Here is a 26,709-nt window from a genome sequence, read left to right on the forward strand (position 1 = left end):
CGGGCGCACTGTTCGGGCGCCCCCCTACAACCGCCCCAGCAACTCCCGCGTGGGCCAGCCGTCCACCGGCATCCCCATCTCGGCCTGCACCGCGCGCACCGACGCGCGGGTGCCTGCGCCCAGGATGCCGTCGATCTTGCCCACATCGAACCCCCGCGCATCAAGCTTGCGCTGGAGCGCCTTCATCTCGTCCCCCGAAAGCCCCGGCGCCGGATTGCCCGGATCGAACACCGGCGCACCCTCCAGCCGCGTGGCGAAATAGGCGGCGGTCAGCACATAGGTAAAACTTTGGTTCCACTCGAAAAACACCCGGAAGTTCGGATAGGCCAGAAAGGCCGGCCCGCCCCGTCCCTGCGGCAGGATCACCGATGCGGGAAAATCGGCCAGCCGCCCCTCGCGCGCCCGCACGCCCATCGCCTCCCATTCGGCAGCGGGCAATTGCGTCTCAAGCCCCGTCTTCGCCCAATCCATCCCGCCGGGCACCACCACCTCCTGCAACCACGGCTCGCCCGCGCGCCAGCCCAGCGATTGCAGCATCTTGCCCCCCGACATCAGCGCATCCGCCGCCGACGTCTTGAGCCGCACATGCCCGTCCCCGTCGCCATCGACGCCGTTTTCAAGGATATCGCGCGGCAGCATCTGCACCTGCCCGATCTCGCCCGCCCAGGCCCCGGTGGTGCGCGCCGGGTCGAAATCGCCGCGCGCGTAAAGCTCGAGCGCCGCGAAGATCTGCGGCCGGAACAGGTGCGGCCGCCGACAATCATGCGCCAGCGTCACCAGCGCGTCGAGCGTGTTGAAATCGCCCTGGAACCCGCCGAAATCCGTCTCGAACGCCCAGAACGCCAAAAGCACCCCGCGCGACACGCCATATTCCGCCTCGATCCGATCGAAGAGATCCGACAATTCCCGCGCCTTGGCCCGCCCCGTGTTGAGCCGGTTGGCCGAGATGAGCCGCCGGGCAAAGGACGTGAAATCCATCTGGAACACACCCTGCCGCCGATCCGCCGCCAGAACCTTGGGGTCTTGGCGCACCGACGAAAAGAACCGCGCCACCGTCGCCGGATCATGCCCCCTGTCCACCGCCTCGCGGCCAAGGTCATCGACAAACCCCGAAAACGCCCCGCCACACGGGGCCTGCGCCGCGACCGGCCCGGACGCGAGAAGCGCGATGAAAAGCACCGAGAAAAGACGCATGTTCAACCTCTTGGCATGAAAACCCTGACAAGACCTTAACATCTATCGCATCGGCGGACAGTCACGAAACCCATACCAGCACGGCACCCCCCAGAACCACGGCCCAGACCCGCCACAGCACCGCGCAACCCGCCTCGATCTCGCGCGCCCCCGGATCACGCCGACCGCCACCGTTGACCCAAGGGAACGCCCGCATCTCGCCGCCATAGGAGCGCGGCCCCGAAAGCGCCACATCAAGCGCCCGCGCCATCGCCGCCTCGGGCCAGCCCGCGTTGGGCGAACGGTGCCGCCGCGCATCCTCCACGATCCCGCGCCACGCGCCCCATTGCCCGTAAAGCCCCGCGATCAACAGAGCCGCCAACCGCGCGGGAACGATGTTCAACACATCGTCAAACCGCGCCGCCGCCCAGCCGAACGCCGCGTGCCGCGCGGTGCGATGCCCGATCATGCTGTCGGCGGTGTTGGTCATCTTGTAAAGCAGCAGCCCCGGCAGCCCCGCCACCAGATACCAGAAGACCGGCGCCAGCACCCCGTCGCTGAAATTCTCCGCCGCGCTCTCGATTGCCGCCCGTGCCACCGCACCTTCGTCCATCGCGGCGGTATCGCGCCCCACGATCATGCCCACCGCGCGCCGCCCCTCGCCCAGCGACATGCGCAACCCATCGGCCACCGCCCGCACGTGATCCACCAACGAACGCTGCGCCACCAGAATCGCGATCACCAGCGCCTCGACCAGCCCGCCCAGCGCCTGCAACACCATGCCCAAAAGCACCGCAGCCAGCCCCAGCCCAGCCATCACCGCCACGCCCCGCGCCTTTCGCGCATCACCCGCGTTGAACCGCGCATCGCACCACGCCACCGCCCGCCCCATCAGGACGGCAGGATGCGGCACCCGATCCCAGATCGCGCGCGGCTCGCCGAACATCGCATCGAGGATCAGCCCCAGAACAAGGCTCACAACGCCGCCTCCAGCCGCGCCCAACCCTCCCGCTCCGGCAGGCCCAACCGCACCCAGCGATCCGAATAGGGAAAGATCCGGCTCAGGATATGCGCCCGCCCCAGCCGATCCTGAAATGCCGCCGCATCCGCCACCTCGTAAAGGCGAAAGAGGTCGGTGCCCCCCACCAGCGTCCCATGCGCCGCCGTCAACCCGTCAAGCCGCGCGGCATCCGCCGCCAGCCGCTTGCGCGTCGCCTCGGCCCATGCGCGATCCTCCAGCGCCCGCGCGCCGATCTCCAGCGCCGGGCCGGACACCGCCCAAGGCCCCAACCGCGCGCGCAGCCGCGCCATCTCGTCGGGCGCCCCGATCGCGAACCCCAGCCGCAAACCAGCAAGCCCCCAGAACTTGCCGAAACTCTTCAGAACAACCCGCCCCGCCCCGGCCTCGCCCACCAGCGAGCGCCCCGGCGTCACGTCGCAAAAGCTCTCGTCGATCACCATGCGCGGCATGCTCAGCTCCTCCGCCGACCAGAGCCGCCCGTCGGGATTGTTGGGATGCACGATCACCCGCGCCTCGCCCCCGGCCCCGATCTCCCAGCCGCAGGAGCGAAACGCCGCCTCGTGTTCGTTATAGGTCGGGCCCGGCACATCGACCCGCCCCACCGGCCACAGCCCCGGCAGCGCCGCGATGATCGCCGACGCCCCGGGTGCCGCGACGATCTCCAGCCCCTCCGGCACATCCCAGAACGCCCGCGCCGCCGCGATCAACCGCGCCTGCGCGCCCGCATCGGGAAGCGCCGTCCACGCCCCGCGCGATATCTCTCCCACCGGGTAAGGCTCCGGGTTGATGCCCGTCGAAAGGTCGATCCATTCGCCGCGCGCGCCGCCCCACCGGGCCAGCGCCGCGTCGATTCCGCCGCCATGATCGCGCGCTTGTTGCATCTTCGCTCCCGTCCTGCCGTTGCCATCCCCTTCAACCGGATTCGCCCCGCTCCGGCAAGTCCCGGCAAGCCCGTTCAGGACGAACGCAACGCGATGATCGCCCCCGCAAGGCTAATCAACGCGATACCCCAGACCTGCCACGGCCCGATCCCCTGCCCGAACCAGACCCATGCGAATAACGGGCCGAAGATCATCACCGAATACTCGAATACCGCCACATAGGACGGCTCGGTCAATTGATAGGCCTTGATGATCCCGAACACGCCCGCCACCGATCCCACCGCCTGAACGAGCAGCCAGACGTGGATCTCGCCGAACGCCCACACCCAGCCCCGGGTGAGAAAGGCCAGCGCGCCGCCCGCCTCGCCAATGCCGAACAGCCAAAGAAGCCCCAGCATGATCAGCCCCATCACCCCCTGCATGCCCATCACCCCGGCCAGCATCCCGACCGTGCTTTCGCCCGCGCACCATTCGCGCGTCGCCAGCGCGCCCAGCGCGTAAAAGAACCCGCCCAGCACCGGCATCAATGTCACCCAGCTGAAATTCTCCGGGTCCGGCTGCAACACCAACAGCGCCCCGGCAAAGCCACAGGCCACGGCCACGATGCGCCACGGCCCGATCCGGTTGCCAAAGCCCACAACCGTGATGATCAGAACAAAGATCGGCGACGTGAACAGCCCCGCCAACGCCTGCGCGATCGGCATCACCGCCAGCGACGCGAAATAAAACAGCATCGCCAGCGCCACGAACAGGCTGCGCAACAGCACCCGCCCGGCTCGCTGCCACCGCATCGGCCCCATTCCGACCCGTGACATCAACCAGATGAGCGGCAGCGCGATCACCATGCGGATCACGTAGAATTGCCAAAGCCCGATCGACCCCGCGATCACCGCAACAAAATTGTCGACCACCCCGATCATCATCATCGCGGCCAACATCCAGACCGCCGCGGCCAGCGGCCTCGTTTCCACCTGAACCATTCTGCCCCTCACGACTTTTCCGGTCTTCCAAACCCGGGTTTCGCGCAATAATCTGTCCCGAAACCGACATCGTTCGGGAACGGGAATCAGGGGGAGGATCGACATGGGCTGGCTCAGCGACGAAACCGGGCTTGAAAAAACCGCCGCGAACCATGTGCCGCTGACGCCACTGTCGCACCTGCGGCGCGCGCGCGACATCTTTGCCGATCACCCCGCCGTGGTCTATGGCACCCACCGCAAGACCTATGCCGAATACTACGCGCGCTGCACCCGCCTCGCCTCGGCCCTCGCGGGGCTGGGCGTTGCCCCCGGCGACGTGGTGGCCAGCGTCATCCCCAACCTGCCCGCCCAGGCCGAGGCGCATTTCGGCGTGCCCGCCTGCGGCGCGATCCTCAACGCGATCAACACCCGCCTCGATCCCGGCACCATCGCCTATATCCTCGCCCATGGCGGGGCCAAGGTCGTGCTCGTCGACACCGCCCACCTGGCCCTGGTCACCCAAGCCATCGCCGAAATGGACGCCCCCGCCCCCAAGCTGGTCGAAGTTCCCGATCCGCAAGCCGGTTATCCCGCCACCGGCGCGCACCTCGAATACGAGGATCTGCTGGCACAGGGCGACCCCGGTTTCGACTGGATCATGCCCGAGGACGAATGGGAGAGCATCGCGCTCAACTACACCTCCGGCACCACCGGCCGACCCAAGGGCGTGGTCTATCACCATCGCGGTGCCTGCCTCAGCACCTATGCCCAGGTGGTCAGCTGGCGCATGGTGCTGCACCCGAAATACCTCACCATCGTGCCGCTGTTTCACTGCAATGGCTGGTGCCACACGTGGATGATGCCGCTCCTCGGCGGCACCGTGGTCTGCTGCCGCGACATCACCGCGAAAAGCATCTATGACGCCATCGCCGACGAGGGCGTGACCCATTTCGGCGGCGCGCCCATCGTGCTCAACGCCATCGTCAACGCCCGCGACGCCGAACGCCGCGCCTTCGATCACGTGGTCGAGGTCTTCACCGCAGGCGCCCCGCCCCCCGCCGCCACACTGCGTGCGATCGAACCCTTGGGCTTCAACGTGACACAGGTCTATGGCCTCACCGAAACCTACGGCCCGGCCACCGAATGCACCTGGAAGGCCGAATGGGACGACCTCCCCGACGAGGAACGCTACGAGATCAAGGCCCGCACCGGCGTCATGATGCCGATGATCGAGGAAAGCACCGTCATGGACCCCGACACCATGTCACAGGTGCCGATGGACTCGACCACGCAGGGCGAGATCATGTTTCGCGGCAACGCCGTGATGAAGGGCTATTACAAGAACCCGCAAGCCACCGCCGAGGCGTTTCGCGGCGGCTATTTCCACTCCGGCGATCTCGCCATCCAGCACCCCGACAGCTACATGAAGATCCTCGACCGCTCCAAGGACATCATCATTTCCGGGGGCGAGAACGTGAGTTCCGTCGAGGTCGAGGGCGTGCTGATGATGCACCCCGCCATCTCGCTCTGCGCCGTGGTGGCCCGGCCGGACGAGAAATGGGGCGAAGTGCCCTGCGCCTTTGTCGAATTGAAAGACGGCGCCACGACAACCGAGGACGAAGTCATCGCCTTTGCCCGCGGCAAACTGGCCGGGTTCAAGACCCCCAAACAGGTGATCTTTGCCGAATTGCCCAAGACCTCGACCGGCAAGATCCAGAAATTCGAACTGCGCAAGGCGCTTACGGGCAGTTAGGGCGTGGTGCCACGACCTGGCCCTACGAAAGGACAGCGACCGGCCCGGGGTGGGTGCGAAGCGCCCGCCCAGCCTGCGACCACCTGACCCTTGCGATCCATAAAAATATTCCATATCTCGAATGTAATGAATGGAATCTCCTAGAAAGGATCGCAACAATGACCGTTTCCCAGGCCGTCATGGCATTCGCCGGCTTCATGGTGCTGCTCTCGCTCGTGCTCACCTATTTCGTCCATCCCGCCTTTGTCTGGCTCACCGTCTTCGTCGGCGCCAACCTCTTCCAATCCGCCTTTACCGGCCTCTGCCCCGCCGCGACCATCTTCCGCAAGCTGGGCTTCAAGGTTCAGGGCACCGGCGCAGGCTGCGCCTGATCCCGACGCACACGACATGAGGGCATGGCAATTGCCCCCCCGGTCCTGCCCATGCTAACGTCTCAAGGAACGAGGCAGGGCAGGCCCGAACATGACCGCACTCAGTGCATATGACCGGATCGAGGCCACCGGTCTTTGGCGTCCCACCCCGGACGACCAGCGCCGCGAGGTAATCGTCTCGATCGGCGAGGCGACGCTCACCATCACCGATCACAACGACCGTGCGCTGGCCCATTGGTCGATCCCCGCGGTCGCGCGCGCCAATCCCGGCCAGCACCCGGCGATCTTCCACCCCGACGGCGATCCCGGCGAAACCCTCGAACTGCCCGAGGACGAGGCCCAGATGATCGCCGCCATCGAAACCCTGCGCAACGCGGTCGAGCGCGCCCGTCCCCGGCCCGGGCGGCTGCGCCTGATGGGGCTTCTGCTTTCGGTGGCGACCATCCTTGCCCTTGGCATCTTCTGGCTGCCTGGCGCGCTGCGCGACCACGCCGTCAGCGTCGTCCCCGACGTCAAGCGCACCGAGATCGGAACCGCGCTGCTCACGCGCATCCGGCGTGTCGCCGGAACCCCCTGCACCGAGCCACAGGCCATGTCGGCACTGGCACGGCTCTCGGCCCGCCTGCCCGCACCCGAGGGGCCCGCGCGGCTCGTCACGCTGCGCGGCGGGGTGCGCGAGGCGGCACACCTGCCCGGCAATATCGTGCTGCTCAATCGCGGCCTGTTCGAGGATCACGAAGAACCCGACGTGGTGGCGGGGTATATCATCGCCGAACATCTGCGCGCCCAGATCGACGACCCGCTGCGCCGCATGCTCGACCATCTGGGCATGATGGCCAGCCTGCGCCTGCTGACCACCGGACAGCTCTCCGACGAAATGCTCGACAGCTACGGCGAGGATCTGCTCACCGCGCCCCCCGTGCCGCTCACCGACGCGGCCCTGCTGACCGGGTTCGCGGCCTGGTCCGTGCGCTCGACCCCCTATGGCTATGCCCGCGACATCACCGGCGAAACCACCCTCGGCCTGATCGAGGCCGACCCGTTTGCCAGCGAGGCCCCCGGCCCGCTCATCTCCGATGCGGACTGGCTCAGGCTCCAGGGCATTTGCGGCGGCTGAAGCGTTTCGGGAAACACCTGATACATCATGCATCGCAAATGTCCCGCGAGCGCGAAGCGCGGCAGGGTATTTGCGATACAGCCTTTTCCCGAAACGCCACAAGGAACGCACGGCGCGTTAACCCTTTTCGCGGTCTCACCAACGCCCTCGCGTGTCATACGCCCAACAGCCGGGCAGCAGCCGGAAATCACCCCCCGATTTTTCGCCGAAAGATCGCGTTAACCCGGCGGGACGGTGCCACAGGAAACTGTCAACCTGTGGCCGCCGCCAGTGTCACCGCAGGAAGATTTCGCCGCGCATCGTCTCGGGAATTTCTGCGCCCAGACGGCTCAGGATCGTGGGCGCGATCTGCACCTGGCCGATCTCGGCATCCCGCTCCGGCCCCTGCGCGGGACCGAAATAATACATCGACGTCAGTTGCTGAAGATCGCCCCGCCCACCATGATGGCCGCGCTCGTCCTGCCCGTGATCGGCGGTCACGATCACCTCGTATCCCGCCGCCCGCCATTGCGGAATGAACGGCGCCAGCATCTCGTCCATCACCGCGCAGGCATGGTCCATTTCCTGGCTTTCATGGAAGAACCGGTGCCCCATGCTGTCGAGCGTGCAAGTGTGCAACAGCCCGTAATTCAAGGAAAATCTCTGGCACAGGCTGGTCAGCGTGGCATAGAGATCGACATCCGAGGGCGTCATCTGGTTGATCAGGCCATAGCCCGTCATCGAATGGAACCGCCCGTGATTGATGGTCTCGCTCTCGGGCTCGTCATACTCGATGTCGCGCACGTAATCGAAGGGCGAGCGGTTGAAGAACTCGCTCCAGAAACTGTGCGCCACCGCCCCCGTCACGCCGCCCGCCTTGCGCACCTGGCCGAACACATCCGGATGCGACAGGCGGAACACGTTGCCATTGCCGGTGCAGCCATGCTCCTGCGCCGGAACCCCGGTGTGGATCGTGGCATAACAGCTCGCCGAAATCGACGGCAGCGCCGCGCGATGGGTGAACCGCTGCGCCTCCCCGCTCTCGACCCAACCTTCCAGGTTACCGAAAAGCCTGCGAAAATTCCGCTGCGGCACCCCGTCGATGATGATGAGTAAAAGCTTTCCGTCCATCTTCTGCCCTTCCTTGAAATAGAACGCTAACCCTTTGATCAGACGCCGGAAACCTCGGGCTGCACAACCTGGCAATCGCCCGGCTCACAACACCACGACCCCCGAATGCTTGGCCTTGTCCTCGGGCTCGACATGGATGGTGACCTGCGCATCCGCGAATTCCGCATGCAAGGCCCGCTCGATCCGGTCACAGATGTCATGCGCCGATGTCACCGATGTATCCCCGTCCACCACAAGGTGAAACTCGATGAAAGTGGCCTGCCCCGCCTGCCGCGTCTTGAGGTCATGCGCCTCGATCGCACCCTCCGCCGCGTCGGAAATCACCGCCCGGATCTGCTCAAGCTCACCCTCGGGCACCGCCTCGTCCATCAACCCGCTCAGGCTGGTCGAAACCACCCTCCATCCCGACCACAGGATATTGACCGCCACCAGCGCCGCAAGGATCGGATCGAGCAGCACCCAACCGGTCAGAATGGCCAGCAGAACCCCGACCGCGACACCGACCGAAGAGACCACGTCGCTCAACAGATGCCTGCCATCCGCCACCAGAGCGGGCGAACGCAGCCTGCGCCCTTCCCTGAGCAGGACCCAGCACCACACCCCGTTGAGGATATTCGCCGCCACGTTGACCGCCAGCCCGGTCAATGGCGCATCCAGAACCCGCGGGTTCATGAACGCCTGCGCCGCCTCGCGCAGGATAAAGAGCGCCGCAATGATGATCAGAACCCCCTCCAGCACCGCGCTGAAGAACTCGGCCTTGTGATGGCCATAAGGGTGGTTGCTGTCGGCGGGTCGCGCCGCGATCCGGATCGCGATCAGCGCGGCAATCGCGGTCGCCACGTTGACGATACTCTCCATCGCATCCGACAGAAGCGCGACCGATCCGGTCATCGCCCACGCCATGAGCTTGAGCGCCAGAACCACCAGCCCGATCAGGATGCTGCCCGTGGCGATCTTCTGGGTTCGTTCCATCTTTCGCCTTCCCGCCAGCCCCGGCCGCTCCGGTGCATTGGTCCGGCATTGACCAGACCGCAGCGATTTTTTCAACCCTGAACCGGACCCCCTATCCGATCAGCACATTCATATGCGCCGCCACGCTACGTGCCAGCGCCCCCGGCTCGTATCCCCCCTCCAGCATGGAAAGCACCCGCCCTCCCGCATGCCGCCGCGCCACCGCCAAAAGCTCCTGCGTGACCCAGACGTAGTCGTCATCGGTCAGTTGCAGATGCGACATGTCATCGGCCACATGGCCATCGAACCCCGCCGAAATGAACAGGAACTCGGGCGCAAAGGCCTCCAGCGCGGGCAACCAGTGTTCACGCACACCCGTGCGAAACTCCTTGCCTCCCGCCCCCGCACTCAATGGCACATCGACAAGGTTCGCGGTGTCCGACGCATGGCCGGTGAACGGATAGAACGGATGCTGGAATGACGAACAGAACAGCACCCTCGGCTCGTCGCGAAAAATATCCTCGGTGCCGTTGCCATGATGCACATCGAAATCAACGATCGCCACACGGCTTAGCCCATGCGCCTCAAGCGCATGCGCCGCCGCCACCGCGATATTGTCAAAGAGACAAAACCCCATCGCGCGGCCCCGTTCGGCATGATGCCCCGGCGGGCGCACCGCGCAAAACGCCGAATGCACTTCGCCCGCCATGATCGCATCGACCCCCAGAACACCGGCCCCCGCCGCCCGCTCCGCCGCGCGCAGCGTGCCCGGCGACATCACCGTGTCGCCGTCGATCTCGACCGGCTCGCGCACCGGATCGAGCGCATATATCCGGTCGAGATAGGCCGCATCATGAACCCGCTCCAACTCCGCACGCGTCACCTTGGGCGCATCGAACCGGCGCACCACGAAATCCAGCCCCGACATGATCAACTGGTTCTCGATCGCCGAAATCCGCTCTGGCTGATCGGGATGCAGCATGCCCGTATCGTGTTCCATGCACTCGGCATGCGAAATGAACGCCAGCATGTTCCCTCCTCCCGCGCCGCGCCCGTTCAACAGCGCAGGCGCCCGATCTCACAATTCCCGCTGCACCACCACGATCTCGCGATCCTCTGTCGAGCGTTCGCTGTGAAACCCGAGTTCCTCCATCAGGTGCAGCATCTGGCTATTCTCACGCAACACCGTCCCCTCGATCGACACCAACCCATGATCGCGCGCCGCATCCATCAGCGCCTTCATCAGCCGCGTCCCGATCCCCTGATGCTGTAGCTTGTCATTGACGACCACCGCGAATTCGCAACTGCGCCGGTCGGGATTGATCGCATAACGCGCCACGCCGACCTGCTTCTGGTGGCCCTCCTCGCCCACAAGCGCCACCAGCGCCATCTCGGTGCGATAGTCAATCTGCGTGAACCGCGCCAGCATCTCGGCCGACAATTCGTTGATCGTGCCCATGAACCGGAACCGCTTGGCCTGCGGTGACAGGTCGCGCACGAAATTCCGCTCTGCTTCCGCATCCTCGGGCCGGATCGGCCGGATGGTCAGGATCTGGCCGTCCGACAGATGCGCCTCCTTGACCAGATGCCGCGGATAGGGATGGATCGCCATGTGATCATAAGGCCCGTCCTTGCTCGGCGGTCGTTTGATCACGATCCGCGCATCGACCGACAACACCCCGTCGGGCCCGGCAAAAAGCGGGTTGAGGTCAAGTTCCACGATCTCGGGCAATTCACAGACCATGTCCGACACCCGCATCAGCACATCGACAACCGCCTCGCGCTTGACCGCATGCCGGTCCCTGAACGCGTCGAGCAGACGCGACACCCGCGTCCGGTCAATCAGCCGGTTTGCCAGTACCGCGTTGAGCGGCGGCAGCGCCACCGCGTTGTCGCGCAGGATCTCGACCATCGTGCCGCCCGCGCCGAACATGATCACCGGGCCAAAGACCGGATCGCGGCTTGCCCCCACCACCAGCTCGCGCGCATCGTCGACCTGCGCCATCCGCTCGATCGTCACGCCCTCGATCCGCGCTTCGGGGCGCAGCGCCTTGGCCCTCTCGGTGATCTGACGCCATGCCGCCATCACGTCTGCTGCATTCATCAGGTTGAGCATCACGCCGCCCACATCCGACTTGTGCGGAATGTCCGGGCTCAGGATCTTCATCGCCACCGGGAAACCCACCGTCTCGGCGGCCACGAGTGCGTCACCGGCGCTGTCGGCCTCGATGGTCATGTTCGTCGGGACGCGGAACGCGCGCAATATCGCCTTGCTCTCGATATCGTTGAGCATATGGCGCCCGTCGCGCAACGCCGTGTCGATGATCATCCGCGCGCCCATCAGGTCCGGGTCGGCCACCTCGGTCAGCGGTTCGGGCACCTCCAGCGCCAGCCGCTGGTGCCGGTGATGCTGCGCCAGGTAGGAAAATGCCTCCACCGCGCGCTCGGGCGTGATGAAATCGGGAATGCCGTTCTCGCTCAGGATGCGCCGCCCCTCGGCCACCGAGGATTCGCCCATCCAGCAGGCCAGAACCGGCTTCTTGCCCCGCTTGGGCACCGCGTCGACCACCGCCCGCGCAGCCGCACTTGCCTCGGTCATCGCCTGCGGGGTCAGCATCACCAGAACCCCGTCCAGGTTGGGATCGTCGAGGCTGGCCTTCAACGCCACGCCATAGGCTTCGGCCGAGGCATCCCCCAGGATATCGACCGGGTTGCCATGGCTCCAATAGGGCGACAACACCTTGTCGAGCGCCTTCACCGTCTTTTCGGTGATCGGCGCCACTTCGAGCCCCAGATCGCCCGCCCGGTCGGCGGCCAGAACCCCGGCCCCGCCACCATTGGTCACGATGCCCAACCTGTTGCCCCCGGCACGCTTGCCCGCCGACAGGATCTCGGCAGCGGCGAAAAGCTGGCCGAATGTCGTGGCCCGCACCGCACCCGAGCGTGATAGCGCCGCGTCGAACACCGCGTCCGACCCGATCAGCGCCCCGGTATGGGTGTTCGCCGCCTTGGAGCTGGCCGCATGGCGCCCCGATTTCAGCACGATCACCGGCTTCGAGCGCGCCGCGATCCGCAAGGCACTCAGGAACCCCGGCGCATTGTTGATCCCCTCGACATAAAGCAGGATCGCCTCCGTCTTGGGATCGGTCGACAGGAAATGCAGCACGTCGCCGAAATCGGCGTTGGCCGAATTGCCCAGCGACACAATGGCCGAAAACCCCAGATGATGCGGCCCCGCCCAATCGACAATCGCCGAACACAGCGCGCCGGATTGCGACACCACCGCCAACCGCCCCTCGGGCGCGTCGGAATTGAGAAATGTCGCGTTCATCCCCAGCCATGGCCGCACCAGCCCGACGCAATTGGGGCCGAGGAACCGAACCCCCGCCTTGCGCGCCGCCTCCTTGAGCTTCGCCTCAAGCTTGCGGCCCTCCTCGCCCACTTCGCGGAACCCTGCGGACAGAACGATCGCGGCGCCGATACCCGCCGCGCCCAGATCCCGCAGAATATCCGGGATCACCGCCGCCGGCGTCGCGATCACCGCAAGATCGATCCGGTCGGGCACATCAGCGATGGACTTGTAACAGACCTGTCCGCGCACGCTCTCGTATTTCGGATTGACCGGCACCACCGGCCCCTCGAACCCGCCCGCCAGAAGATTGGCGTGAACCTTGGACCCGACACTCGTGGCCGATTCACTGGCACCGAAAACCGCGATGCCGCGCGGGTTGAACAATGTTTCGAGCGGACGTTTGAACATGATGGCGTCTCATCCTTTGCTGCGCAGCAATCCTATCATGCTGCACGTGCAAAATACATGGCCTTGCCCGGGTCTCCTTGCGCCAGATCAAGAAGCAGACCGCTTGCCCAAACGTCACCCGAAAGCGCGCCACGTCCCTCGCAAAGCAAAGCGCCGCATATGCGATTCGCCGTCCCGCCCGGCCCGGCTCAGTTGCCCGCGCTTTCCATCTTGCGATGCGCGATGACCTCTTCCAGCCAACCCAGCTTCATCTCGGGGACGGAGCTCAAAAGCAGATCAGTGTAATCGTCGAAGGGCGGGCTCAGAACCTCGCTCTTGGTGCCGTATCGCACCACCTTGCCCTGATACATCACCGCGATCGAATCCGCGATGGCCCGCACCGTGGCCAGATCGTGGGTGATGAAGAGATAGGCCACGTTCTCGACCTTCTGCAGGTTCAGCAAGAGCTTGAGAATCCCATCCGCCACCAGCGGATCGAGCGCGCTCGTCACCTCGTCGCAGATGATCAGCTTGGGTTCCGCCGCCAGCGCCCGGGCAATGCAGACACGTTGCTTCTGTCCGCCCGACAATTCCGCCGGGTAACGGTCGATGAACCCCGCCCCCATCTCGATCTCGTCGAGCAATTCCTGAATCCGCTCGCGCTTTTTCGCGCCCCGCATGCCGAAATAGAATTCCAGCGGCCGCCCGATGATCGTACCCACCGTCTGACGCGGATTCATCGCCACGTCAGCCATCTGATAGATCATCTGCAATTCGCGCAGGTCTTCTCGGTCTCGGCTCACCAGGTCTGGCGAAAGGGTGCGTCCGGCAAACTCGATCCGGCCTTCGCTTGGCGGCAAAAGCCCCGTGATCACGCGCGCCAAGGTCGACTTCCCCGATCCGCTTTCGCCCACCACGGCCAGCGTCTGACCGGGGCTCAGATCGACGCTCACATCATGCAGAACATCGAATTTCGTGCCCTTGTAACGCGCGGTGATGTTCTCGCATCGCAACACCGGTTCGGGATTCGGCTGTTTCTCTTCATGCTCGATCGAGCGCACCGAAACCAACGCGCGGGTATATTCTTCCTTGGGCGCGTTGATGATCTGCTCGGTGGTGCCATATTCCACCATCTCGCCCATCTTGAGCACCATGATGTTGTCGCTGACCTGCGCCACCACGGCGAGGTCATGGGTGATGTAAAGCGCCGCCACCCCGGTATCGCGGATTGCCTCCTTGATCGCCATCAACACGTCGATCTGGGTGGTCACGTCCAGCGCGGTGGTGGGCTCGTCGAACACCACCAGCTCGGGCTCGGGACAGAGCGCCAACGCCGTCATGCAGCGTTGCAACTGCCCACCCGACACCTGGTGCGGATAGCGGTCGCCGATCTTGTCGGGCTCGGGCAGGCCCAGCTTGGCGAACAACTCGACCGCCCGCTTCTCGGCCTCGCGGCGCGAGAACTTGCCGTGCTCGACCGAGGCTTCGACCACCTGGTCCATGATCTTCCTGGCCGGGTTGAACGAGGCCGCCGCCGACTGGCTGACATAGGTCACCTCGCCACCGCGCAGCCGCCGCACATCGCGCCAGCCCGTTTGCAGGATGTCACGCCCGTTGACCCAGACCTCGCCGCCGGTGATCGTTACCCCGCCTCGGCCATAAGCCATGGTGGCCAGACCGATCGTGGACTTGCCCGCGCCCGACTCGCCGATCAGGCCCAGAACCTTGCCGCGTTCAAGTTCGAAATCGACACCATGCACGATCTCGATGTCATGCGGTGGCTCATCGGGCGGATAGACCGTCGCGCCGATCTTGAGGCCACGCACCTTTACCAGAGCATCACTCATCCCCGCCCCCCTTTCAGGCTCGTCGTGCGGTTCAGGACCCAGTCCGCGACAAGGTTCACGCTGATCGCCAGCGTCGCGATCGCCACCGCCGGATAAAGCGCGGCACCGATGCCGTAATTGATCCCGTCAGCATTCTCTTTCACGATCCCACCCCAATCGGCCTCAGGCGGCTGAATGCCCAGCCCGAGGAATGACAGCGTCGAGATGAAAAGCACCATGAAGATGAAGCGCAGCCCCATCTCGGCCACCAGCGGCGACAGGGCATTGGGCAGGATCTCGCGAAAGATCACCCAGACCCGCCCCTCACCACGCAGCTTGGCGGCCTCGACGAAATCCATCACGTTGATATCCACCGCCACCGCCCGGCTCAGGCGGAAGACCCGCGTGCTGTCCAGGAAGCCCATCACCAGAACCAGCACAGGCACCGTGACCGGCATCACCGACAGAACCACCAGCGCAAAGATGAGCGACGGGATCGACATGATCAGATCGACAAAGCGCGACAGCGCCTGATCGACCCAGCCCCCCATCACCGCCGCCAGAAAGCCAAGGATCGAACCCGTGGTGAACGAGATGAAAGTCGCGACCGTGGCGATAAAGATCGTCGTGCGCCCGCCATATATCATCCGGGTCAGCAGGTCGCGCCCGATATTGTCGGTGCCCAGCCAGTGCTTGGAACTCGACGGTTCCCACACGCCCCCGACCACCTCGGCCATGCCATAGGGCGCGATCCAGGGCGCGAAAATCGCCATCAGGAAGTAAAGTGCGGTAAAGAACAGACCGACCGCCGCGGCCATTGGAATGGTCTTGATCATTTCGGGTGCCTCAATCTCGGATTGGTCAGGATCGAAACGATATCGGCCACAAGGTTCAGCCCGATATAGACCGCCGCGAAGACAAGGCCACAGGCCTGCACCACCGGCACGTCCCGTTTGCTCACATGATCGACCAGATATTGACCCATTCCCGGGTAGACGAACACCACCTCGATCACCACGACCCCCACCACCAGGTAGGCAAGGTTGAGCATCACCACGTTGACCACCGGCGCAATCGAGTTGGGAAAGGCATGGCGCCAGATGATCTTGAACATCGTCAGCCCCTTGAGTTCCGCCGTCTCGATATAGGCCGATTGCATCACGTTGAGGATCGCCGCCCGCGTCATCCGCATCATGTGCGCGAGGATCACAAGGGTCAGGACAAGCACCGGCAAGGCAATCGATTCAAGCTTGGTGAACACATCCGCATCCGGCCGGAACCCGACCGCCGTCGGGTTGAGCAGGCGAAACTGCACCCCGAGGAAGAACATCACCACGTAAGCAACCAGGAACTCGGGCACCGAGATCGACGCCAGCGTGACCCCGGAGATAAGCTTGTCCGGCCAGCGGTCGCGATACCGCACCGCCAGAAGGCCAAGGAAGATCGCCAGAGGAACCGAGATCATTGCCGCCCAGAACGCTAGGAACAGCGTATTGCCAAGCCGCGACCCCATCGCCGAGGCGATATCCTGCCCCGACGTGAGCGACGTGCCGAGATCGCCCTGAACCACACCGCCCAGCCAGGCGAAGTAGCGTTGCACCGGTGGATCGTTCAGCCCCATGTCGCGCCGCAGATTGGCCAGCGCCTCGGGTGTGGCCGACTGGCCAAGGATGGATTGTGCCACGTCTCCGGGCAGGACGATCGTGCCGGCGAAGATCAACACCGACACGAAGAAGAGCAGAAGCAGGCCCAGCGAAATCCGCTGGACCAGCAATCTCAGGACAGGCGACATCTTACGCCGCGACCCACATCCGGAACGGCGCATAGGCGTTCATCAGCGGCTGGCCCGCAACGCCATCCACCCAACCTGCGACCCGGTCGGTTGTCGCATCGAGGAAGTCGTTGAACATCGGGCAGATCAACCCGCCCTCGTCGCGCACGATCATGCCCATGTCGGCATACATCTGCTTGCGCTTGGCCGTGTCCAGCTCGGCCCGCGCCGCCATCAGCAACTGATCGAACGTCTCGTTGTTGAAACGCGTGTCGTTCCAGTCCGCGGTCGACAGATAGGCGGTGGTGTACATCTGGTCCTGCGTCGGCCGCCCGCCCCAGTAGCTGGTGCAGAATGGCTGCGCATTCCAGACTTCCGACCAATAGCCGTCATTGGGCTCACGCTTGATCTCAACCGTGATCCCCGCTCCGGCACAGCTTTGCTGGAACAGCGCCGCCGCATCCGGCGCACCGGGGAACGAATTGTCCGAGGTGCGCAGCAGGATCGACCCTTCATAGCCCGATTTCTTCATGTGGAACGCGGCCTTGTCGGGGTCGTACTCGCGCTGTTCCATCTCGGTATAAAGCGGGTAGGAGGCGTTGATCGGCGTGTCATTCCCGACCGAGCCATACCCATGCAGGATCTTGTCGACCATTTCCTGCCGGTTGATCCCGTATTTCAGCGCCATACGCACGTCGTTGTTGGCAAAGGGCTCCGTGTCACAATGCATGATGAACACGTAATGGCCCGGGCCGGACGACGTCCGCACGGTGATGCCGGGCGCCCGGTTGATCAGATCGGCGGTGCGCGGCGGCACCCGGTCGATCATGTCCACCTGCCCCGATTGCAGCGCCGCCACACGGGCGGTGTTGTCGTTGATCACCAGAACCTCGATCTCGGCGGCATGGCCCATATCGCCCCAGAAGTCAGGGTTCTTCTCGGCGATGATCCGCACGCCCATCTCGGCTTCCTTGATGATGTAAGGACCGGTGCCGATCGCCGCGTCGGGCGCGTCCTTGCCGCCATTGGGCTGAATGGCAAGGTGATAATCGGCCAGCATGTAAGGCAGGTCGGCATTCGCGCTGTTGAGTTCGACAACCACGCTGTCGCCATCGGCACTCACATTGGTGATGTCGCGCAACAGGCCCAGCGCGCCCGACTTCGCATCCTCGTCCGAATGACGCTCGATGGTGGCGACGACATCCTCGGCCGTGACCGACTTGCCGTTCGAGAAGGTGATGCCTTCGCGGATCTTGAAGGTCCAGGTCTTGGCATCCGCCGACGCCGAGAAGCTCTCGGCGACCTTGCCCGCGATGCTGCCATCATCGGCCAGCTCGGTCAGGCTCTCGCCCCAAAGCCGAATCGCCATCAGCGCCACCTGGTTGGTGGCCAGCGCCGGATCGAGGCTGTCAGTGGTCGACCCGCCCTGAAGGCCCAGCCGCATGATCCCGCCCTTTTGCGGCCCCGCCGCGTGAACCGCCTCGGCCAGCATCGTGTTGGCTGCCGCCGCCGTTACGCCCACGGCCGCCGCGCGGCCCATGAAATCGCGACGCGAGATCCGGCCCATCGCCGCGCTCACCTTGAGATAGTCGAGATAATCTTTCATTTCGGTCTCCCTTGTTGTTCTTGCTTCACGGTGTCCCGTTCCCGGCCCCGCGTTATTAACTCATGAGTCAATCAAACCGCATCCCCCCCGAGGCTTCAAGGAATTTCTGGAAAAACTTCGCCTCGTGCCCGATCACATTCCGTCACGCGGGATGCTGTCCGTCATTTCCTTTTGATAGACCAATGTGTCATTTTCGTAAGCTTCCAGTCGCGCAGTAACATGAAATTCCTTTCGATCCGACCACATTTCGGCAAAAGTTTCGGTCCGCAGCATCATGTCGTCACGCCCGGTTTCCTCGGTCCAATGGGTGATGCCCCGCGCGCTCAGCGGGTCGTCGGGGTGAATCACCCAGCGTTCGCGGGATATCCCCCCCGAGATCAACCCGTGCCCGAGATCGCGCTGTTTTCCGAAATCATCCTCGATGATCACGGTCACAAGACCGCTCGACAAATCCTCTTCGACCCGGCGAATATTCTCCGGCGCGCGCAGCTCCTCCACTTGCCAGGGCGTTACATCCTCGTCCACCGGGGGAAAATCCCATTCCTCGGCGTCCGCCCGCGCCCGCACCGGAAGATCCAGCGCCCCGCCCGCGATCGTCACGCAGGCCGCCTCGGACGCGGGCCACAAAAGCGGCCAATAGGCCGTGCTCACTGCCACGGCGATCCTGTGCCCCTCGGGCACCCGATAGGCGATATGGTCAAGCACGACCTCGACCTCCACCGCCTCCCCCGGCACCATCGGCTCGGGCGCCGCGTGACCGTTCCGATGCGTGAGGTTCAGCACACCATAGGTGATCCGTGTCCGCACCCCGTCGGGATGAACATGATTGAGTCGCACCACGATCTGCCCCTGCGCCGTGTCCGCCGACAGGCGCAACCGCACCACCGGCGCACCGAGGATATCGCGGCTCTCGTCCAGCGGCGCAGAAACCCACACCGCCGATACCGCATCGTCACCACGTTGATCGCCCGACAGTTCCGGCCCACGCCCGATGGCGTAATATTCGCTGCCCCCCATGCCGCAGGTCTGGGGCGAGGCCACGCTCACCGCCTCTTCCCCGTCACCACCCAGAATACCGCCCGCGCCCAGCGCGAACCGCTCCGGCACACCCTGCGTTGCCGCGTCGGCAATCCAGAGTCCGGGCCGTTCCGTGGCCACCCGGTGCGGCCTGTGCCCCTCGATCAGGTAGGCGCGATAGGCCGGGTCATCCTCGGCGCCGTTCTCCACGTCCTTCAACCACCGATCCCACCAGCGTTTGGCGACCTGCAGGAACCCGATCCGCGGCTCGGGGCGCGCGATATGTGGGTAAAGATGCACCCACGGCCCGTTGATGCCCTTGGCACCGGGCAGGTTCTCCACCATCGCGGGCACCGCGTTCTTGTACCCGTCGGCCCAGCCGCTGATCGCCAGAACCTTCGCCTTCAGCGCCGAATAATCCTCGCAAATGCTGCCATGCTTCCAGTAATCGTCCCGCCTCTGGTGCCTGAGCCACGTGCTCAACAGAAACGGCTCCGCCTCCAACCGTTTCAGCCAGGTTTCCCGCCAATCCGCGCGCAGCGCCGGGTCGGGCGGACGGCTCGAATAGGCCCACATGGTCGAGGACCAGGCCAGGTTCTCGTTCAAGAGGCACCCGCCCTTGTAATGGATGTCATCGTTGAAACGATCCACGGTCGAGCACAGCGAAATCACCGCCTTCAAAGGTTCGGGCGCCAGTTGCGCCACCTGCACCCCGTTGAACCCGCCCCAGCTGATCCCCATCATGCCCACGCGGCCGTTGCACCAAGGCTGCGCCGCCAGCCATTCGATCACCGAAACCGCATCGGCCAGTTCCTGCGGGGTGTATTCATCCTCCATCAACCCGTCGCTGTCGCCATTGCCGCGCATGTCCACCCGCACGCAGGCATAGCCGCGCCTCGCCATCCATGGATGGGTGATCTCGTCACGCGCCGCCGTCCCGTCGCGCTTGCGATAGGGCAGATGCTCGACAATCGCGGGCACCGGATCATCCGCGCAATCCACCGGACGCCACACCCGGCACGACAGCCGCACCCCATCGGGCATCACGATCCCAAGGTCCGGAATTTCCTCGATTTCTCGCAAGTCAGCCATGTCAGGCACCCTTTTTCCAATTTCGCGCAACCTCCCGGCAGGCGCGCCCAAAGTCAACAACGGGTCGGCAGGCAGACCACTCACACCCTTGGCGGACGGGCCTTGTAAACCGGGAGACGCCAGCCAAAGATGATCGAACCCGCCCGCAGTGCCAGCGTCACCGCACCACAGATCACGAGTGCCATCCCCTCGCCCAGACCCGCAGCCAATGCAACAACCGCACCGCCCGCGCCCGCAAGGGCCGCGCTGGCGTAAAGCTCTCCCTGTTTGAGAACCAGCGGCACCTCGTTGCACACCACGTCACGCATCAACCCGCCAAGGCAGCCCGTGACCATCCCCATGATGATGATCACCGGCCCCGATTGCTCCGTCGCCACAGCAAGGCTCACCCCCGCCGGAACCGCCACGGCCAGCGCGAAAGCATCCAACCAGGTGAGCCAGCGATACCGGCTTTCCATCAAATGCGCGGTAAAGAACACCGCAACCGCCCCCAGAACCGCCACAGCGATATAAAGCGGCTCGGCAATCCAGAAGACCGGGTCACGGTCAAGCAACACATCGCGCAGCGTGCCCCCGCCCACCCCCGTCAGGCAGGCAACGAAAGCAAACCCCACGATATCGAGCTGCGCCCGACTCGCCGCCAACGCCCCGGTCAGTGCGAAAACCAGAACCGCCGCATAATCGAGAAGCGCGGCCCAGCTCATGCCCGGGCCGCTTTCTTGAAAGGTGCCATGCCCTCGCGCGCCAACTCGTCGGCGCGTTCGTTCTCGAGGTGGCCCGCATGGCCCTTGACCCATTGCCACGTCACGTCATGCCGCGCCTGCGCCGCGTCGAGCCGCTGCCACAACTCGGCATTCTTGACCGGCTTCTTGGCCGACGTTTTCCAGCCGTTCCGCTTCCAGCCGTGAATCCACCCGGTCACACCGTTCTTCACATAGGCCGAATCGGTCACGATCGTGATCTTCGACGCCCGCTCCAGCACCTCAAGCGCGTGGATCGCCGCCAAAAGCTCCATCCGGTTGTTGGTGGTCTCGGCCTCGCCCCCCGACAGGGTGCGTTCCTTCAACACCGTCTCGCCCTCGACCGCCTGCAACAGGACACCCCAGCCCCCGGGCCCCGGGTTGCCGCTGCACGCCCCGTCGGTATAGGCGAAAAGTTCAGGCATCGGGCATCAACTCCACGTATCCGGGCAGGTCCGCAATCCGGGCGATCCACGCCCTCAGGCGGGGGCACGCCCCGAGATCGAACCCGCCCCGGCTCTCGGCGCTGTGGGTATAGCCATAAAGCGCGATATCGGCCAAGTCGGCCCGCGCGCCGCCAAAGAACGGTGCCTCGCCCAAACCCTGCTCCATCAGGCTCAGGATATCCTGCCCGGCCTCGTAGAGTTCCGCCATGCGTTCCGGCGTGGCCGCCTCGGCCCGATCCGGATAACATCTGAGCGCGGCACGCACCGCGATCACCGGCTCATGCCGGTTCTGCTCGAAGAACATCCAGCTCAGCATTCGCGCCCGCGCCAGGGGATCAGGCGGAATCCAGCCCGTTCCCTCCCCCAGGTACCACAGGATCGCGTTCGACTCGGTCAGGATCTCGCCGGTGTCCAGATGCAACGCCGGGGCCTTGCCCATCGGCAACTGCCCCGCCGCCTTTGCCGCCTCGATCCCGGGTGATCGCGCCTCAACCGGCACATGGCTGTAATCCCGCCCCAGCAACGCCAGCAACAGGCGCACCTTGTAGCTGTTGCCCGACGAGGGCATCGAGTAGAGAACCATCCCGCTCATTCCGGCACCGGCTTCGCTCGGGCCAGCACCACGATATGATCCGACAGGCTCCCGTCGAGGCCCTTGCCGCGCCCGAACCGCCGCGCGATCACCTCGAACCCGGCATCGCGCATGAGGCCCAGCAACTCATCCTCGCCGTAATACGCATAGAACCGCCCGATCCCGTCCGGCCCCTCGCCCTCACCGAGCTTCAGACCCACATGCAGCGCCATCCCCGGCTTGCCCGCCCGCCGGATACGCAACAGCATCCCCGGCATCTCGGCCTTGGGCAGGTGCAGCAGGCTGAAATTGGCCCATATGCCGTCATACACACCCTCGGCCACCAATTCGTCGAACCGCGCCTGCCACGCGGTCACGCCGGGTTTGCACGCCGCGCGTGCCACCATCTCGGCAGAGGCATCGGTGGCATCCGCCTCGAACCCCCATTCGGCCAGCCTCGCGGCATAAAACCCCGGCCCAGAGCCCAGATCGAGCACCCGCCCACCCGCGGCCACGCGCGCGGCAAACGCTTCGAGATCGGCCAGCTCATAGAGCTTTTCGTTGACCTTTTCGTAATCCCCGGCCCGCGCATCATAAACCGCGATCGTGCGTCCATCGCTCATGCCATCACTCCCACTCCGAGGCAGACAATCACGACCACCGTCAGCGGCACCCGCAGCCGCATCCACCAATCCGGCGCGATTCCCGCGCGCCAGTAAAGCCAATCCAGCGCCAGAAGCCCCGCAAACCCCGCCATCAGCGCCAGCCCCGCACCATAAGGCCCGCCCCCGGTCATGAAAAACGCCCAAAGCGCCGGCAACACCGAGAGCCCGTAGGCCCAGGTCGCCTGATCCGGCTGCGCCCGTGTGGCAAACCCCCATAGCACACCCGACATGAACGACAGGATCACCATGCCAAAGAAAAGCTGAACATAAGGTCCGATCATCCGCGATCCGACCACGGGACGCACAGCATCGCCCAACTCGGGAAAAATCGTCGTGCCCGCACCCCAGATGAACGGCAAGAGCCCCGCCAGCCCGAGCCAAAGCGCCGCGCCGGGAATATCGCGCGCACCGCTCATGCCCGTTCCAGCGCCAGGCGGCCGGCCAACAGGGCAAAGACCGCGGCAAAGCCGCGATTGACCCACGCCATCAGCCGCGCATTGCCAAGGATCAGCACCCGCGCCTGCGCCGCAAACAGCCCGTAAAGAACGAAAATGCCAAAGGTCATCGCCATGAACACCGACCCCATCAAGACAAGCTCCCGCGTGGCCGTCGCCGGATCACCCGACAGGAAGGGCGGCAAAAGCGCGAGGAAGAAGATCGACAGTTTCGGGTTCAGCGTGTTGATCAGCACCGCGCGCCACGCCACGCGCCAGCCCGGCTGCGCCCTGCGTTCGGCCTGCACATTGAGCGCGCCCCCCGATTTCAGCGCCTGCCACGCCAACCACAGAAGATAGGCGACACCGGCGAATTTCACCACCTGGAACAACAGCGCCGAGGAATGCAGCACCGCCGCCAGCCCCGCCACCGCCGCGACCAGCGCGGGCACGATCCCGATCGTGCAGCCCAGCGCCGACCACAAGGCCGCGCGCCTGCCCTGCCCCAGCCCGCAGGCCAGCGTATAGATCACCCCCGTCCCCGGCACGAGACAGACCACGAGGGCGGTCATCAGAAATTGAATGGACATCGGGAGCACCTCCTGAACCGGGCCACGTCCTAGCCTAGCCGCGTGGCGATTCCGGCGAAAGGGGCACATCGGTCTCCACCACGCTCGGCCTCGTCCGTACCATCGCCCACCACGCGGCAAGCCGCGGAAAATCGCCCAGCATCGCCGCCCCCTGCGGCGCGCTGGCAAAGGCCGCGATCATCGGCGCCAGATGACAATCGGCCCGGGTGAACCCGCCATTCAGAACCAGGCCTTCCGCCGCCAGCGCATCAAGCGCGCCCAGAACCCCCGGCGCGGCCTCAAGCCCCTCGGCAATGATCTCGGGCGCGACGGGTTCGCCCAAAACCGGGCGATAGACGGCATGGGAATAAACCTGCCTCACCAGTGGCCAATAGCCATAGGCATCAACGATCCCGATCACCTGCGCAACCCGCGCCGCCGCTTTCGAATCGCGCGGCATCAATGCCGGTCCGTCAAACGCCCGGTCGATATAGTCGGTGATCGCAGCGGTCTCGTAGATCGTGAAATCGCCATGACGCAGAACCGGCACCCGCCCGAACGGATGCGACCCCCGCGCGCCCGGCGCAAAGGGATCGTGTTCCTCGTAATCGTGATCCACCCGCTTTTCGGCCAGCGCGATCCGTGCCACGCGGGTATAAACGCTGTGGCGAAACCCGGTCAGGGCAACCGCCGCGCCGCTCATGCCGGTTGCCGCAGCACGCGCGGCACCTTGAACTCGACATTCTCCTGCGCCGTTTCGACCTCTTCGATGGTCACGTCATACCGCGCGCACAGCGCGTCGATCACTTCCTTGACCAGAAGCTCGGGCGCCGAGGCCCCCGCCGTCACGCCGATGTTTTCAACCCCTTCAAGCGCGCGCCAATCAATATCGCCCGCTCGCTGCACCAGCTGCGAATAGCCACAGCCCGCCCGCCGGGCGACCTCGACCAGACGGCGCGAGTTCGACGAATTGGGCGCCCCCACGACCAGCATCGCCTGCGCCTTCCCGGCGATCGCCTTGACGGCCTCCTGCCGGTTGGTGGTGGCATAGCAGATATCTTCCTTGTGCGGCCCCCGAATCGCCGGGAACCGCGCCCTGAGCGCCGCCACGATGTCGATCGTGTCATCCACCGAAAGCGTCGTCTGTGTGACAAAGGCCAGCTTCTCGGGATCGCGCACCGTGACTCGCGCGACATCCTCGACCGTCTCGACCAACAGAACCTCGCCCGCGGGCAACTGGCCCATCGTGCCGATGGTCTCGGGATGCCCGGCATGGCCGATCATGATGATCTGAAGCCCCGTCTCGGAATGGCGCTCGGCCTCGATATGCACCTTGCTGACCAGCGGGCAGGTGGCATCGACGAACACCATCTCGCGCCGCTCGGCCTCTGCCGGCACCGCCTTGGGCACGCCATGGGCGGAAAAGATCACCGGCCGGTCATCGGGGCAATCGCTCAATTCCTCGACGAAAACCGCGCCCTTGGCGCGCAGATCGTCGACCACGTATTTGTTGTGCACGATCTCGTGGCGCACATAGACCGGCGCGCCCCATTTCGAAATCGCCATCTCGACGATCTTGATCGCCCGGTCCACACCCGCGCAGAACCCGCGCGGCGCCGCAAGAAAAAGGGTCAGGGGTGGTTTGGTCATAACGTCTCCTGTCGCAGGCCAAGAGCTATGCGTTTTGACCGCCTGCGTCCAGACGCAAGCGCCCGAAATTCAGCCGGGGTCACGCCACCTTGACTTGACCTTCCCGCACAGGAAGCCCCGAAATCACGGCGACAAACCTGACCGGAGCCACCATGACCCGAAAAACGCCCATGCCGTGCGGCCTCACCGTCCTTTGCCTGTCGGTCCTTTGCCTGTCGCTGACCGCCGTGCCGCCGGTTTCCGCGCAGGGGCTGTTTCCCTATACCGACGCGCGCGAAGTGTTGCGCGGCAAGGCGCTTTACGACGACTATTGCGCCGCCTGCCACGGGGCCGATCTCGAAGGCGAGGCGAACTGGCGCCAGCCCGACGAGGACGGCTACCTCCCCGCCCCGCCGCATGATGAGACCGGCCACACCTGGCATCACCCGGACGAACAGCTCTTGATGATCACCAAATACGGCACCGCCGCCCTTGTGGGCGGCGATTACAAGACCCGGATGGAGGGATTCGGCGATCAACTCGACGATGACGAGATCCTTGCCATTCTGGCCTATATCAAATCGACATGGCCAGAACAGATCATCGCCCGCCACGATCAGATGAACGCGGCGCAGGGTCAATAAGCCGAAGTCACCGGCCTATTCGCTGGTGACATCCTCGTGCTCGCGCTCCTGCGGCACCGGACGCGGCGGGCGACCGATCACGTCTTTCAGCTCATCCAGCTCGATGAAATTGTCGGCCTGTCGGCGCAGCTCGTCCGCGATCATCGGCGGCTGGCTGCGGATAGTCGAAACCACCGACACCCGCACACCCTGCCGCTGAAGGCTCTCGACCAGCGGGCGGAAATCGCCATCGCCGGAAAACAGCACGACATGGTCGACCCGCGGGGCAAGCTCCATGGCATCGACGGTCAGTTCGATATCCATGTTGCCTTTCACCTTCCGCCGTCCCTGGCTGTCGGTGTATTCCTTTGCCGGTTTCGTGACCATCGAGTAACCGTTGTAATGCAGCCAGTCGACCAACGGTCGGATCGGGGAATAGTCATCGTTTTCCAGCAGCGCGGTATAATAGAACGCGCGCAAGAGCTTTCCGCGACGCATGAATTCATGCCGCAAAAGCTTGTAGTCGATGTCAAACCCCAGCGCACGCGCGGCGGCATAAAGATTCGATCCGTCGATGAACAGCGCCAGCCGTTCGTCTTTGTAGAACATCAAATTTCCTTCCGATTGCGTCCCGCCAGTAAATCC

General features: G+C 64.8%; 26 protein-coding genes. 4 read left to right on the forward strand and 22 right to left on the reverse strand.

Annotated features, from left to right (window positions below; genetic code table 11):
• Positions 1-24 precede the first annotated feature (24 nt).
• The 4 genes from FLO80_RS14625 to FLO80_RS14640 all read right to left on the reverse strand — a co-directional run bounded on the left by FLO80_RS14625 (position 25) and on the right by FLO80_RS14640 (position 4,055).
• Complete coding sequence (locus FLO80_RS14625; RefSeq protein WP_111362429.1) at positions 25-1,194, reverse strand: lytic murein transglycosylase; 1,170 nt, start codon at positions 1,192-1,194, stop codon at positions 25-27.
• A 61-nt stretch (positions 1,195-1,255) separates the two neighbouring features.
• Positions 1,256-2,152 carry an adenosylcobinamide-phosphate synthase CbiB gene (cbiB, locus tag FLO80_RS14630; RefSeq protein ID WP_111362430.1) on the reverse strand — a complete coding sequence of 299 codons (897 nt, stop codon included), beginning with the start codon at positions 2,150-2,152 and terminating at the stop codon, positions 1,256-1,258.
• Entirely contained in the window at positions 2,149-3,075 is a 927-nt protein-coding gene (locus FLO80_RS14635) for a threonine-phosphate decarboxylase (protein ID WP_111362431.1), read from the reverse strand. Before FLO80_RS14635 ends, cbiB begins: the two co-directional genes overlap by 4 nt.
• A gap of 74 nt (positions 3,076-3,149) precedes the next feature.
• Positions 3,150-4,055: a DMT family transporter gene (locus tag FLO80_RS14640; RefSeq protein ID WP_111362432.1), complete on the reverse strand. Its 906-nt coding sequence runs from the start codon at positions 4,053-4,055 to the stop codon at positions 3,150-3,152.
• 103 nt (positions 4,056-4,158) lie between these two features.
• Here FLO80_RS14640 and FLO80_RS14645 point away from each other — a divergent pair, with 103 nt between their 5' ends.
• The 3 genes from FLO80_RS14645 to FLO80_RS14655 all read left to right on the forward strand — a co-directional run bounded on the left by FLO80_RS14645 (position 4,159) and on the right by FLO80_RS14655 (position 7,275).
• Entirely contained in the window at positions 4,159-5,787 is a 1,629-nt protein-coding gene (locus FLO80_RS14645) for an AMP-binding protein (protein ID WP_111362433.1), read from the forward strand.
• A gap of 158 nt (positions 5,788-5,945) precedes the next feature.
• Positions 5,946-6,158 (forward strand): YgaP family membrane protein, encoded by a 213-nt coding sequence (locus FLO80_RS14650; protein ID WP_111362434.1) that lies wholly within the window; start codon positions 5,946-5,948, stop codon positions 6,156-6,158.
• A gap of 91 nt (positions 6,159-6,249) precedes the next feature.
• Positions 6,250-7,275: a hypothetical protein gene (locus FLO80_RS14655; protein WP_111362435.1), complete on the forward strand. Its 1,026-nt coding sequence runs from the start codon at positions 6,250-6,252 to the stop codon at positions 7,273-7,275.
• A 273-nt stretch (positions 7,276-7,548) separates the two neighbouring features.
• Here the strand turns inward: FLO80_RS14655 and FLO80_RS14660 are convergent, their stop codons facing one another.
• From FLO80_RS14660 to ispH, 17 genes are all read right to left on the reverse strand, one after another.
• Positions 7,549-8,385 (reverse strand): alkaline phosphatase family protein, encoded by an 837-nt coding sequence (locus FLO80_RS14660; protein WP_111362436.1) that lies wholly within the window; start codon positions 8,383-8,385, stop codon positions 7,549-7,551.
• A gap of 84 nt (positions 8,386-8,469) precedes the next feature.
• Positions 8,470-9,357, reverse strand: coding sequence for a cation diffusion facilitator family transporter (locus FLO80_RS14665; protein ID WP_111362437.1), 888 nt, complete (start codon positions 9,355-9,357; stop codon positions 8,470-8,472).
• 91 nt (positions 9,358-9,448) lie between these two features.
• The gene (locus tag FLO80_RS14670) at positions 9,449-10,366 is read right to left on the reverse strand and encodes a histone deacetylase family protein (RefSeq protein WP_111362438.1); all 918 of its coding nucleotides are present in this window, start codon (positions 10,364-10,366) and stop codon (positions 9,449-9,451) included.
• A gap of 48 nt (positions 10,367-10,414) precedes the next feature.
• Positions 10,415-13,096, reverse strand: a complete 2,682-nt coding sequence (locus tag FLO80_RS14675) for a bifunctional acetate--CoA ligase family protein/GNAT family N-acetyltransferase (protein WP_111362439.1) — start codon at positions 13,094-13,096, stop codon at positions 10,415-10,417.
• A gap of 188 nt (positions 13,097-13,284) precedes the next feature.
• On the reverse strand, positions 13,285-14,922 hold the full coding sequence (locus tag FLO80_RS14680) for an ABC transporter ATP-binding protein (RefSeq protein WP_111362440.1): 1,638 nt from the start codon (positions 14,920-14,922) through the stop codon (positions 13,285-13,287).
• On the reverse strand, positions 14,919-15,734 hold the full coding sequence (locus FLO80_RS14685) for an ABC transporter permease (protein WP_111363137.1): 816 nt from the start codon (positions 15,732-15,734) through the stop codon (positions 14,919-14,921). The genes FLO80_RS14680 and FLO80_RS14685 overlap by 4 nt, the downstream gene beginning before the upstream one ends.
• On the reverse strand, positions 15,734-16,693 hold the full coding sequence (locus FLO80_RS14690) for an ABC transporter permease (RefSeq protein WP_111362441.1): 960 nt from the start codon (positions 16,691-16,693) through the stop codon (positions 15,734-15,736). The genes FLO80_RS14685 and FLO80_RS14690 overlap by 1 nt, the downstream gene beginning before the upstream one ends.
• 1 nt (position 16,694) lies before the next feature.
• On the reverse strand, positions 16,695-18,278 hold the full coding sequence (locus tag FLO80_RS14695; protein ID WP_111362442.1) for an ABC transporter substrate-binding protein: 1,584 nt from the start codon (positions 18,276-18,278) through the stop codon (positions 16,695-16,697).
• 132 nt (positions 18,279-18,410) lie between these two features.
• Positions 18,411-20,387, reverse strand: coding sequence for a CocE/NonD family hydrolase (locus FLO80_RS14700; RefSeq protein WP_111362443.1), 1,977 nt, complete (start codon positions 20,385-20,387; stop codon positions 18,411-18,413).
• Positions 20,388-20,467: 80 nt separating this feature from the next.
• Complete coding sequence (locus FLO80_RS14705; protein ID WP_111362444.1) at positions 20,468-21,091, reverse strand: trimeric intracellular cation channel family protein; 624 nt, start codon at positions 21,089-21,091, stop codon at positions 20,468-20,470.
• Entirely contained in the window at positions 21,088-21,552 is a 465-nt protein-coding gene (gene rnhA, locus FLO80_RS14710) for a ribonuclease HI (RefSeq protein WP_111362445.1), read from the reverse strand. Before rnhA ends, FLO80_RS14705 begins: the two co-directional genes overlap by 4 nt.
• Complete coding sequence (locus tag FLO80_RS14715; protein WP_246156698.1) at positions 21,545-22,165, reverse strand: glutathione S-transferase family protein; 621 nt, start codon at positions 22,163-22,165, stop codon at positions 21,545-21,547. Before FLO80_RS14715 ends, rnhA begins: the two co-directional genes overlap by 8 nt.
• Positions 22,162-22,767 (reverse strand): class I SAM-dependent methyltransferase, encoded by a 606-nt coding sequence (locus FLO80_RS14720; RefSeq protein ID WP_111362446.1) that lies wholly within the window; start codon positions 22,765-22,767, stop codon positions 22,162-22,164. The genes FLO80_RS14715 and FLO80_RS14720 overlap by 4 nt, the downstream gene beginning before the upstream one ends.
• On the reverse strand, positions 22,764-23,225 hold the full coding sequence (locus FLO80_RS14725) for a DUF3429 domain-containing protein (protein WP_111362447.1): 462 nt from the start codon (positions 23,223-23,225) through the stop codon (positions 22,764-22,766). The genes FLO80_RS14720 and FLO80_RS14725 overlap by 4 nt, the downstream gene beginning before the upstream one ends.
• Positions 23,222-23,833, reverse strand: a complete 612-nt coding sequence (locus FLO80_RS14730; protein ID WP_111362448.1) for a LysE family translocator — start codon at positions 23,831-23,833, stop codon at positions 23,222-23,224. The genes FLO80_RS14725 and FLO80_RS14730 overlap by 4 nt, the downstream gene beginning before the upstream one ends.
• A gap of 34 nt (positions 23,834-23,867) precedes the next feature.
• Positions 23,868-24,515 carry a glutathione S-transferase family protein gene (locus FLO80_RS14735; protein WP_111362449.1) on the reverse strand — a complete coding sequence of 216 codons (648 nt, stop codon included), beginning with the start codon at positions 24,513-24,515 and terminating at the stop codon, positions 23,868-23,870.
• On the reverse strand, positions 24,512-25,462 hold the full coding sequence (ispH, locus tag FLO80_RS14740) for a 4-hydroxy-3-methylbut-2-enyl diphosphate reductase (protein ID WP_111362450.1): 951 nt from the start codon (positions 25,460-25,462) through the stop codon (positions 24,512-24,514). The genes FLO80_RS14735 and ispH overlap by 4 nt, the downstream gene beginning before the upstream one ends.
• A 152-nt stretch (positions 25,463-25,614) precedes the next feature.
• Here ispH and FLO80_RS14745 point away from each other — a divergent pair, with 152 nt between their 5' ends.
• The gene (locus FLO80_RS14745; protein ID WP_246156699.1) at positions 25,615-26,085 is read left to right on the forward strand and encodes a c-type cytochrome; all 471 of its coding nucleotides are present in this window, start codon (positions 25,615-25,617) and stop codon (positions 26,083-26,085) included.
• A gap of 15 nt (positions 26,086-26,100) precedes the next feature.
• On the opposite strand, the gene FLO80_RS14750 is transcribed toward FLO80_RS14745, so the two are convergent.
• Positions 26,101-26,673 carry a LabA-like NYN domain-containing protein gene (locus tag FLO80_RS14750; protein ID WP_111362452.1) on the reverse strand — a complete coding sequence of 191 codons (573 nt, stop codon included), beginning with the start codon at positions 26,671-26,673 and terminating at the stop codon, positions 26,101-26,103.
• Positions 26,674-26,709: the final 36 nt, after the last annotated feature.

The sequence above is a fragment of the Aquicoccus porphyridii genome (assembly GCF_008369105.1).
Classification (GTDB): Bacteria; Pseudomonadota; Alphaproteobacteria; order Rhodobacterales; family Rhodobacteraceae; genus Aquicoccus; species Aquicoccus porphyridii.